Origin of the sequence: Arthrobacter sp. 2YAF22_2 (genome assembly GCF_052114645.1) — a bacterium.
In the GTDB taxonomy this organism is placed as follows: Bacteria; Actinomycetota; Actinomycetes; order Actinomycetales; family Micrococcaceae; genus Arthrobacter.
Genome location: NZ_JBFRFD010000074.1, coordinates 1 through 9,674, shown reverse-complemented (window position 1 = coordinate 9,674; position 9,674 = coordinate 1). Strand labels below are relative to the sequence as shown.

9 protein-coding genes are annotated in these 9,674 nt (G+C 68.3%); 2 read left to right on the top strand and 7 right to left on the bottom strand.

Annotated elements, in window-relative coordinates:
• Positions 1-148: 148 nt before the first annotated feature.
• A complete protein-coding gene (locus tag AB4Y86_RS04995; protein ID WP_441400638.1) occupies positions 149-1,108 on the top strand; it encodes a hypothetical protein in 960 nt (319 codons plus the stop codon).
• A 15-nt stretch (positions 1,109-1,123) separates the two neighbouring features.
• Here the strand turns inward: AB4Y86_RS04995 and AB4Y86_RS04990 are convergent, their stop codons facing one another.
• From AB4Y86_RS04990 to AB4Y86_RS04980, 3 genes are read right to left on the bottom strand one after another with little or no spacing between them, the layout of a single operon-like run.
• On the bottom strand, positions 1,124-3,670 hold the full coding sequence (locus tag AB4Y86_RS04990; protein WP_441400636.1) for an MMPL family transporter: 2,547 nt from the start codon (positions 3,668-3,670) through the stop codon (positions 1,124-1,126).
• 1 nt (position 3,671) lies between these two features.
• A complete protein-coding gene (locus AB4Y86_RS04985) occupies positions 3,672-4,385 on the bottom strand; it encodes a TetR/AcrR family transcriptional regulator (RefSeq protein ID WP_441400634.1) in 714 nt (237 codons plus the stop codon).
• A 38-nt stretch (positions 4,386-4,423) separates the two neighbouring features.
• Positions 4,424-4,813: a YbjQ family protein gene (locus AB4Y86_RS04980; RefSeq protein WP_441400632.1), complete on the bottom strand. Its 390-nt coding sequence runs from the start codon at positions 4,811-4,813 to the stop codon at positions 4,424-4,426.
• Positions 4,814-4,996: 183 nt separating this feature from the next.
• Between AB4Y86_RS04980 and AB4Y86_RS04975 the strand changes: the two genes are divergently transcribed.
• Positions 4,997-5,554 carry a hypothetical protein gene (locus AB4Y86_RS04975; RefSeq protein ID WP_441400630.1) on the top strand — a complete coding sequence of 186 codons (558 nt, stop codon included), beginning with the start codon at positions 4,997-4,999 and terminating at the stop codon, positions 5,552-5,554.
• A gap of 111 nt (positions 5,555-5,665) precedes the next feature.
• Here the strand turns inward: AB4Y86_RS04975 and AB4Y86_RS04970 are convergent, their stop codons facing one another.
• The 4 genes from AB4Y86_RS04970 to AB4Y86_RS04955 form a co-directional block, all read right to left on the bottom strand.
• Positions 5,666-7,114 carry a dicarboxylate/amino acid:cation symporter gene (locus AB4Y86_RS04970; protein ID WP_441400628.1) on the bottom strand — a complete coding sequence of 483 codons (1,449 nt, stop codon included), beginning with the start codon at positions 7,112-7,114 and terminating at the stop codon, positions 5,666-5,668.
• Between the two features lie 302 nt (positions 7,115-7,416).
• Entirely contained in the window at positions 7,417-9,123 is a 1,707-nt protein-coding gene (locus tag AB4Y86_RS04965; RefSeq protein WP_441400627.1) for a DUF885 domain-containing protein, read from the bottom strand.
• A gap of 53 nt (positions 9,124-9,176) precedes the next feature.
• A complete protein-coding gene (locus AB4Y86_RS04960; protein WP_441400625.1) occupies positions 9,177-9,419 on the bottom strand; it encodes an acyl-CoA carboxylase subunit epsilon in 243 nt (80 codons plus the stop codon).
• The coding region (locus AB4Y86_RS04955; RefSeq protein WP_441400623.1) for a carboxyl transferase domain-containing protein at positions 9,416-9,674 on the bottom strand (259 nt) is incomplete at its 5' end. The genes AB4Y86_RS04955 and AB4Y86_RS04960, both read right to left, overlap by 4 nt.

Below are 9,674 nucleotides of genomic sequence, written 5' to 3'. Positions count from 1 at the left end.
TGCATGTCTTGCTGGTCCGGGTCCACGGTGTGGTGCCGCCGCTGGAGGCCGACGACGGCGACGCCCAGTTGCGAGGCAGCGGCCAGGTCCCGGGCCATCCCCTGGCGCCCGGCGCCTCGCGGGATAACGCCAAGTCCGGGGACGCGGCGTGAAGGCCGGCAAGGGCGGCGGTTCCACCTCGTGGCGCAAGGGGGACGGCGTTGCCGGTAGGCCGTGGACAGGTACGGTCCGTGAATACGACCTCCTCAAGGAACTCACCATTGGGGTTGTGGTGGTGGGACTCTTGGTGCTCGGTGTGTCCGCACTCTTCGGTGCCCCGGATGAGCCCAGCGTCAGCCTCAAGACGTGGGCCGCCGCCGCCCCGGCAGACTTCGTGGCAACTGCCGCAAAGGAGCTGGGAGGAATCAGCGATACGGCAGGGTACGGGCCGCCCTACAATTCCACGGCGGACGCGTCGCAGAAAATCGGCCCGATCGACCTCCAAAGTTTCTCCGGCGTGCGTCTCCCGGTCGATACCGCCAGGGATTTCGTCATCGGTCCGCTGCAGTCCTTGCCGTCCCCGCCGGCCGCCTTGGCCGACTGGGCGGCCGCCACCGACGAGCAACGGGCCAGCTGGACCGCCGCCTATTCAGACGCCCTGGCCGCTGCCCCCGACGACGACCCGGCCAAGGTGGCCGACGGCGCCTATGGCCCGGTCCCCGCGCTCACCGGGGCGTTGCTGGACATGGCGCGGCAAGGCACCCTGGATGGCGTGCTTCAGGGCGGCGGAAACTTCTACAACATGGACTACACCCGCAGCCTCCTGTTCCTCGGAGACGGCAGCTACTTCCCGGATCTTGCGGCCAGCCAGCACCTCTCCGGARACCAATGGGGCGTGATGAACGAGACCGGTGACACCCCCGGACAGTCATGGCTGTGGCTCTTCTCGCTCCTCTACCAAGTGGAACCGTTCAAGTCCGCGCCGAGTGTCGACGCACTGGCAGTCCTCACAATGGTCGTGCTGACCGCGCTGCTGACGCTGCTGCCCTTCATTCCGGGCCTGAGGTCGATCCCGCGCAGGCTGCCCGTTCATCGTCTGATCTGGCGGGACTACTACCGAAACCGTTGATGCAACGCGGCGGGGCTACCGGGCCGCGGCCTCCGCGGGCTCCGGCTCGGTCGCGTCGCCACTCGCGTCGACGTCGGACTTGCGCAGCTTGGCGCCCTCGACGTCGACGTCCGGGAGGATGCGGTCCAGCCAGCGCGGCAGCCACCAGGCCTTGCTGCCGAGCAGGTACATCACGGCCGGGACGATCGTCATCCGCACCACGAAGGCGTCGATCAGCACGCCGAAGGCCATCGCAAAGCCCAGCGGCCGGACCATATTCAGGTGCGAGAAGATGAAACCGGAGAACACGCTGACCATGATGATCGCGGCGGCGGTGACCACCGCCGCCGCATGGCTGAAGCCGACGCGGACCGCGCGCTTGGCTGTTTCGCCGTGCATGTAGGACTCGCGCATCCCGGAGGCGATAAACACCTGGTAGTCCATCGCCAGGCCGAACAGCACACCGATCAGGATGATCGGCAGGAAGCTGAGCACCGCCCCGGGGTTCTCGACCCCGAACACGGCACCCAGCCAGCCCCACTGGTACACCGCGACGACGGCGCCGAACGCGGCGGCGAGCGAGAGCAGGAACCCGCCGGTCGCCAGCAGCGGCACCCAGATGGAACGGAACACGAGCAGCAGCAGGAGCAGCGAAAGTCCGACCACGATCGTGAGGTACGGCGGCAGCGCGTCCCCGAGTTTGGTGGACACGTCGACGTTGCCGGCGGTCTGTCCGGTGAGGCCGATGCTGACCCCGGTGGAGTCCTTGATCTGGGCCTTTTCGGCGCGGAGTTCGGAGACCACCTGGACGGTGCTGGCGCTGGCCGGACCCTCCTTCGGGAGGATCTGGAAGACCGCGGTGCGGCGGTCCTCGCTCAGGGCCAGCGGCACGGCGGCGGCCACGTTGTCCGTGCCGCGCAGGATGTCCGCGACGTCGAACTGCTTGGCCTGCGCATCGGCGGCGCTCAGGTCCGCCGGCAGGTCGCCAACCACAATGATCGGCCCGGTCATGCCCTCGCCGAAGCTCCGTTTCGTGACGTCGTACGCCTTGAAAGCCTGCGAAGCCACCGGCTCGGAGCTGGCGTCCGGCAGGGCGAGCCGCAGCTGGCTGGCGGGCAGCGCCACCACGCCCAGCAGCAGCACGCCCGCCAGCAGCGACAGCCACGGGTGCCTCGTGACGACGCCGCCCCAGCCGTGGCTGCTGCGGTATTCGTCCTTGGCCAGGTCCTCGGTCTCGTGCCCGGGCGCGRCGTTGTGCTGCTCCGCCTTGGCCCAGGCCCGTTTGGACACCAGTTTGCGCCCGATCAGCGACAGGACCGCCGGCGTGAGGGTCAGTGCGACGACGACGGCGACGGCCACCGTGGCGGCGGCCGAGAGCCCCATGACGGCCAGGAAGGGCAACCCCGGCACCACGAGGGCCGCGAGGGCGATGATGACCGTGAGGCCGGCGAACAGCACCGCGTTGCCGGAGGTGCCGGTGGCCAGCGCCACGGACTCCTCGGGGTCCATCCCGGCGAGCAGTTGGCCGCGGTGCCGGTTGACGATGAACAGGGAGTAGTCGATCCCGACCGCGAGGCCGAGCATGAGGGCCAGCATCGGGGAGATGGAGCTCATGTCCACGGCGCCGCTGAGCGCGAAGGTGCCGCCGACGCCGACGCCGACGCCGACTATGGCCATCAGCAGGGGAAGCCCGGCGGCGATCAGCGTGCCGAGCATGACCACCAGGACCAGGGCGGCGACCGCGATGCCGATGACCTCGGCGGTGCCGAAGATCTCCGAGATGTCCTCGCTGATCTCCTTGCTGGGCAGCGCCGTCACGTTGGCGGCGGAGACCTCTTTGACGATGTCCTGGACTTCCTGCCGCACTTCCGGCTTGAGCCCGTTGATCGAGGTCTTGAACTGCACCTGGGCAATGGCGGCCTTGCCGTCCTCGGAGACGAAGCGCAGGCCCCTGGAAGCGTCCAGCTGGCGTTGGCCCAGCGCCAGCTTGGCCTTGCCGGCCGCGAGGTCCTTGGTGCCGGCGTCGAGCTTCGCCTGGCCTTCGGCGAGGGCTGCCTTCTGCTGTCCCAGCCGTGCCTCGATGGCCGCCGTCGGCAGCCCGGCCGCGGTCATCTGCGCTTCTGCGGCATCCAGCTGGGCCCTGCCGGCGGCGAGATCCGCGGCGGACTTGTCCAGCTGGGCCTTGCCCGCGGCGGCCTGTTGTTCGCCGGTGGCAAGATCGGCGCCGGCCTTGTCCAGCTGCGCCTGGGTGGCAAAGGGATCAACGGTTCCCTGCACGTCCGGGATGGTCTTGAGCTTGGCCAGCGCGGCGGAGACAGCGGCCTGGCCGGCCGGGCTGAACCGCGCGTCGTTGGCTTCGAAGACAATGCTCGCGGAGCCGCCGGAGGAGGCGGGGAGGTCCTTCTTGAGCTTGTCCGCCATCTGCTGGGTCTCGGTTCCAGGGATCTGGAAGTTGTTGGACAGCGTGCCGTGGAAGGCCGCTGCGGCCCCGCCCACCGCCACCATGACGGCAAGCCACAGCGAGATGACGAGCCAGCGGCGGCGGTAGGAGAATTTGCCGAGGCGATACAGCAGTAGTGCCATGTCAGAACCGATCTGCGGAAGGGGCGGCGGAGGGAGTGGCTGCCGGAGTGGCTGCCGGGGAGGCGAATCCGGAGCCGAGAAGGCTCATGGAGTCGATCAGTAGCTGGCGCAGGGTGGAGAGCGATTCGGGGGAGAGCGAGCCTTGGCAGCGGGCGAACCAGACGTCCATGGCTGCTTTGCCGCAGGAGATGATGGAGCCGGCGAGAGCGCGGAGGTACAGTTCGTCGATCTCGATTCCGGCCTCCTGACCGAAGCGCACCCGGGCGGCGTCGATGATCTCCGCTGTGCAGTGGTCCCAGGCTTCCAGTTCGGACCGGTTCAGCTGCGGGTTGGACTGGCCCAGGCTGTAGAGCTCGGCCAGCGGTGCCACGGTCATGGGGTCAGCGAGCTCAACCAGGGCGGCGCGCGCGGATTCCAGGATCGGCTCGCCGGCGGGGCGGAGCCGGAACTGCTGGAGTGCCTTGTCCAGGAACCCGTGGGTTGCCGAGGCAAGGGCCGCCTCGGTGCTGCTGAAGTAGTTGAAGAAAGTTCGGCGGGAAATGCCGGCCGCCTCGGCGATGTCCTCCACGGTGAAGTTGCCTGGCCCCTTGCCGCGGAGCAGCCCGACTGCCGCTTCCGTGATGGCCTGGCGGGTGGCTGCCTTGTTCAGCTCCCGCCGCGAGGGCGCTCCGGCGTCGGCGTGGGCTGCCGTGTTGGACGGGGGAGGAGTGGGCATGCGATTACACTACGTGCATGTTTGCACTCAGGGCAACTTTATTTGCCGGCCTCGGTGCGGGCCGGCGCGAGCCGGATCGATTGGCCCGTGGCGCCTGCTTCGCCGTCGCCCAGCGGGACCGCCAGCACGGCCGTCCCGTAGGCGCAGATTTCCGTCCAGTTGTTGGCCATATGCGCCGTGTCGAAGCGCATCGCAACAATTGCGTTGGCACCGCGCTGCGCGGCCTCTGCGACCATCCTGGCCATGACCTCCTGGCGGCTGTCGTAGAGGACCTGGGTCAGTTCGCGGAGCTCGCCGCCGGCCAGCGACCGTAGGCCCGCCACCACCTGCGCGCCGATGTCCCTCGAGCGGACGGTGAGCCCCATGACCTCGCCGAACACGGCGTCAATCCGGTGGCCCGGGATGTCGTTCGAAGTGACGATCAGCATGCCCTGAGCCTAGCCACTTTGCCGGCCGAGGCAACGGGAAAGTCCTGCGGAAAATCATTCACAGGAAGCTGAAAGGTTGTGAACAGCTCTTCCTGAGCCCCAGGGGTCAGACTGGGGGCAGGTCTCGCGGAGAGACCGCAGCCAACGGAGCCGTCACCTGGCGGCAGACTGAGGAGACAGTACATGTCACGCACCAAGAGAATCACGCTCGGCATCTCTGCCGCCGCGCTGGCGGTGGGCGCCGGTCTTGGATTGGCCGGGATGGCCTCCGCCACCACGACGCCGACGCCCGCCCCCAGCGCGAGTGCCGGCACCGCCGTGCCCGGTGACGGCAGTGGACGTGGTGGCCACGGCCACGGCGGCGAACGCGCCGGTCTTGGCGGAGCGAACGCCGCCGAACTCGCCACCAAACTCGGCGTCGACAAAGCCAAGGTCACCGCCGCCCTGAAAACCTTCCGAGACGCGCACAAGCCCACCACTCCGCCGGCCGCCGGCACCAAGCCGGACCGCACCGCACTGCAGGCGGAGTTGGCCAAGTCGCTCGCCTCATCGCTTGGCGTTGAAGAGGCCAAGGTCACCGCCGCCCTCGAGGAGCTCCGCACCGCCGAGCAGGCGGACCATACCGCGGCGCTGAAGACCAGGCTGGACAAGGCTGTTAGCAACGGCACCCTGACCCAGTCCGAGGCCGACGCAGTCACCAAGGCCGTGCAGAAGGGCGTCATCGGCGGAGGCGGCCGCTAAGACTGCTTGACACCAACTCACCACAGCCGCTTAGGCAACGAAGAAGTCCCCGGGAACTGGGTTCCCGGGGACTTCTACGTGCCGTTCGGTTTGAGCAGCCAGCCGGAGCGCCTAAACCTTGGCGCCGGCCAGTTCGCGTGCCTCGGACGCGTCGGAGGCGGAGTCGCCGGCGCGGACGTCAGCAGCGGCAGCGGTGGCGACGGCGTCGTCACTGAACGGGTCACCGTGGCGGAGCGCGTTGTAGAGCGACTCGTCCAAGATGCCCTGGCGCTTGGCGACGATCGCGGGGATCAGGGCCTGGCCGGCCACGTTGACCGCGGTGCGGCCCATGTCCAGGATCGGGTCGACGGCCAGCAGGAGCCCGACGCCGGCCAGCGGCAGTCCCAGCGTGGAGAGCGTCAGGGTGAGCATGACGACGGCGCCGGTGGTGCCGGCGGTCGCGGCGGAGCCCAGCACGGCGACGAGGGCGATCAGCAGGTACTGGCTGAAGTCGAGGTGGATGCCGAAGAACTGGGCCACAAAGATGGCCGAGATAGCAGGGTAGATCGCGGCGCAGCCATCCATCTTGGTGGTGGCGCCGAGCGGCACGGCGAAGGAGGCGTAGGCGCGGGGGACGCCCAGGTTGCGTTCGGTGACCCGCTGGGTAAGCGGCAGGGTGCCGATCGAGGAGCGGGAAACGAAGGCCAGCTGCACGGCCGGCCAGACGCCGGAGAAGTACTGCTTGATGGACAAGCCGTGGCTGCGGACCAGGATCGGGTAGACCACGAACAGCACGAGGGCCAGACCGACATAGATCGCGAACGTGAACTTGCCGAGCGAGCCGATGGTGTCCCAGCCGTAGACGGCAACAGCGTTGCCGATCAGGCCCACGGTACCCAGCGGGGCGATCCGGATGATCCACCAGAGGACCTTCTGGATCACGGCCAGGGCGGAGGCATTGAGGTTCAGGAACGGTTCGGCGGCCTTGCCCACCTTAAGCGCGGCAATGCCGACGGCGATCGCGATCACCAGGATCTGCAGGACATTGAAGCTCACGGACGTGCTGGCGACGCCGTCGGTGACGGTGGTGCTGGCGCCGAGGCCCAGGAAATTCTTCGGGAACAGCCCGATCAGGAAGGCCCACCAGTCGCCGGACTTGCCGGCGTACTTGGCTTCCTGGGTGATGCCGGTGCCGGCGCCGGGCTGCAGCAGCACGCCCAGCCCGATGCCGATCAGGACGGCGATCAGCGAGGTGATGGCGAACCAGAGCAACGTGTTCCAGGCCAGCCGGGCCGCGTTGGAGACGGCGCGCAGGTTGGAGATGGAGCTGACGACAGCAGTGAAGATGAGCGGCACGACGGCGGTCTGCAGCAGTGAGATGTAGCTCGAACCGATGGTCTGCAGCGTGGCGCCGAGGGCGTTGGGGTTGGTTTTGGTGCTGCCCGTGTACTTCGCGAGCAGGCCGAGGCCCAGGCCCACGATCAGGGCGGCAATGATCTGGAAGCCGAACGAGCTGGCCCATTGGGGCAGCCGGAAACCGGGCTTACCTGCGGTTGCGGAGGTGCTTGTCTGAGTGGTCACCCGGACACGCTAGGGCCCCGCCGCATAGCACGGCGAACAAACGTTGAGAAATATTACGCGACGCAGTTTCGACTGCGCCCACAAGATCCCCGCAAAGAAGCCGCAAGACCACCCGTTTGTGAAGTTATTCCAACCCGAAGTGTGGTGATTGTCTCGCCCAAGGCCCGGGGGAGCAGGCAACGGCACGGCCGTCTTCCGGAAGCGTGCGTCAAAGCGACGAAGGAGCAGCACGCGGAGGAAGGCGGCCGTGCCGTTGCGAGCACGCGGAGGAAGGCGGCCGCGCCGCGGCCCCGGGCCCCGGCCTACCCCAGGAGCGCGCGCTTCAGGGTGTCCAGGCCCACCGAACCCATGTTCAGCGCCTTGGTGTGGAACGCCTTGAGGTCGAAGCCGGGCCGGGCTTCGAGCTCGGCCCGGATCTGCTCCCAGAGCCGCTGGCCCACCTTGTACGACGGCGCCTGTCCCGGCCAGCCGAGGTAGCGGGTGAACTCGAACTTAAGCTGGCCCTCACTGATCGCAAGGTTCTTCTTGAGGAACTCGTACCCCGTGTCCGGGGTCCAGGTGCCTGACCCCCAACGATCAGGAACCTGCAACTCGAGGTGCACGCCAATGTCGAACACCACGCGGGCGGCGCGCATCCGCTGCATGTCGAGCATGCCCATGTGGTCGCCCGGGTCCTTCAGGTAGCCCAGCTCCTGCATCAGCTTCTCGGCGTAGAGTGCCCAGCCCTCGCCGTGTCCGGAGGTCCAGCAGACGTTGCGGCGCCATTTGTTGAGCAGTTCGCGGCGGTAGGTGGCGGTGGCGACCTGCAGGTGGTGGCCGGGAACGCCCTCGTGGTAGACCGTGGTGGTCTCGGCCCAGGTGGTGAAAGTGTCCTCGCCCGGCGGCACTGACCACCACATCCGGCCGGGACGGCTGAAGTCATCCGAAGGACCCGTGTAGTAGATGCCGCCTTCCTGGGTGGGGGCGATTTTGCACTCGAGGGTCTTCATGACGTCTGGGATGTCGAAGTGCACGCCCGCGAGGTCGGCCACAGCCTTGTCCGAGAGCTCCTGCATCCAGGCGCGCAGGGCGTCGGTGCCCTTGAGCTGCCGGGACGGATCGTTGTTAAGGATCTCCTTGGCCTCGTCGACCGTCACGCCGGGGCGGATTTCCCCGGCCACGCGCTGCTGCTCGGCGATCAGGCGGTCCAGCTCCTGTACGCCCCAGGCGTAGGTCTCCTCCAGATCCACGGCGGCGCCGAGGAAGGACCGGGACGCCAGGGCGTAGCGCTCCCGGCCCACGGCGTCCTTCTCCGGGGCGGCCGGGAGAAGTTCGGATTCCAGGAAGCCGGCCAGCCGGGCGTAGGCGGAACGGGCGGCGGCAGCGCCGGCGTCGAGCTTGGACTGCAGGTCCTCGGGCAGCGGACCGTCCGCGGTCTTGGCGTCGGCGGCGAGCTTGGCGAAGAAGCCGTCGTCGGCCGCATGCCTCGTGGCCTGTTCAATCACGATCTTCACCTGGCGGATGGCGGCAACTTTGCCGTCCTCCTTGGCGGCGCGCAGGGACACGATGTAGCCGTCGAGGGCCGCCGGAACGTTGTGCGCGCGTCCGGCGATGTGGTCCCAGTGTTCGGCCGTCTCCGTCGGCATGAGATCGAAAATGGCGCGGATGTCCTGCGAGGCGGAGGCGATGTTGTTCAGGTCGGCCAGGTCCCAGCCGGACTCGTGGATTTCCAGCTGCAGGCCCAAGCGTTCGCGCATCGCGTCAAGGGTGACAGCGTCGACGTCGTCGGCGGGCTCCAGCCCGTCGAGGGCGGCGAGGGTTTCGCGTGCGGCGGCGGCGAAGGCCTCCTGCCCGGCGGGCGAGAAATCCTGGTATTCGGTTTCGTGGCCGGGCAGGCCGAGTTCCGTTGCGAAGCTCGGGTTAAGCCGGATCAGGGTGTCGGTGTAGGCATCGGCCACGGCGTCGATCGCGGTTTTCGCGCGCGCGGGGACCGGGCCGGGAGTGGTGTTCTCAGTGGTTTCGGTAGTCACCCGAATGAGACTAGCCGGGCCGGGGCGGTTATGAAAGGGTTACTGAACTTTTCCTAGCCGCGGCTGCGCTTCCACGAACCTGGCCCGGGTTTCGGCGCCAGCTGCAGCTGCTGCCGCCGGATCCAGTGCCGAGCGCTGGGCTTCGCCGGCGCGGCGGTTCCGCCGTCGCCAAGGGACAGGACGACGGCGGTGAGCGCCGCCAGCTCCTCCGCCGTCGGCTCGCCCTTGACCACGGCGAGCAGCGGCTGCCCTGCCGGCAAGGCACCAGCTTCGATCCCGGATTCCGACGTCGTCACAGCGGGATGTTTCCGTGCTTCTTGGCGGGCAGGCTGGCGCGCTTGTCCCGCAGGGCCCGCAGGCCCTTGATGATCTGGAGACGGGTCTCGGAGGGGGCAATGACCGCGTCTACGTAGCCCAGCTGCGCGGCCTGGTATGGGTTGAGCAGCTCCTCCTCGTACTGCCGGATGACGTCGGCGCGCTTGGCCTCGACGTCGCCGCCGGCCTCCGCGACCGCGGCGAGTTCGCGGCGGTACAGGATGTTGACCGCGCCC

Bases quoted from the DNA above. Each gene is read 5' to 3' on its own strand.
- AB4Y86_RS04985 (WP_441400634.1), bottom strand. From the start codon at position 4,385: ATGCCCACTCCTCCCCCGTCCAACACGGCAGCCCACGCCGACGCCGGA.
- AB4Y86_RS04980 (WP_441400632.1), bottom strand. From the start codon at position 4,813: ATGCTGATCGTCACTTCGAACGACATCCCGGGCCACCGGATTGACGCC.
- AB4Y86_RS04975 (WP_441400630.1), top strand. From the start codon at position 4,997: ATGTCACGCACCAAGAGAATCACGCTCGGCATCTCTGCCGCCGCGCTG.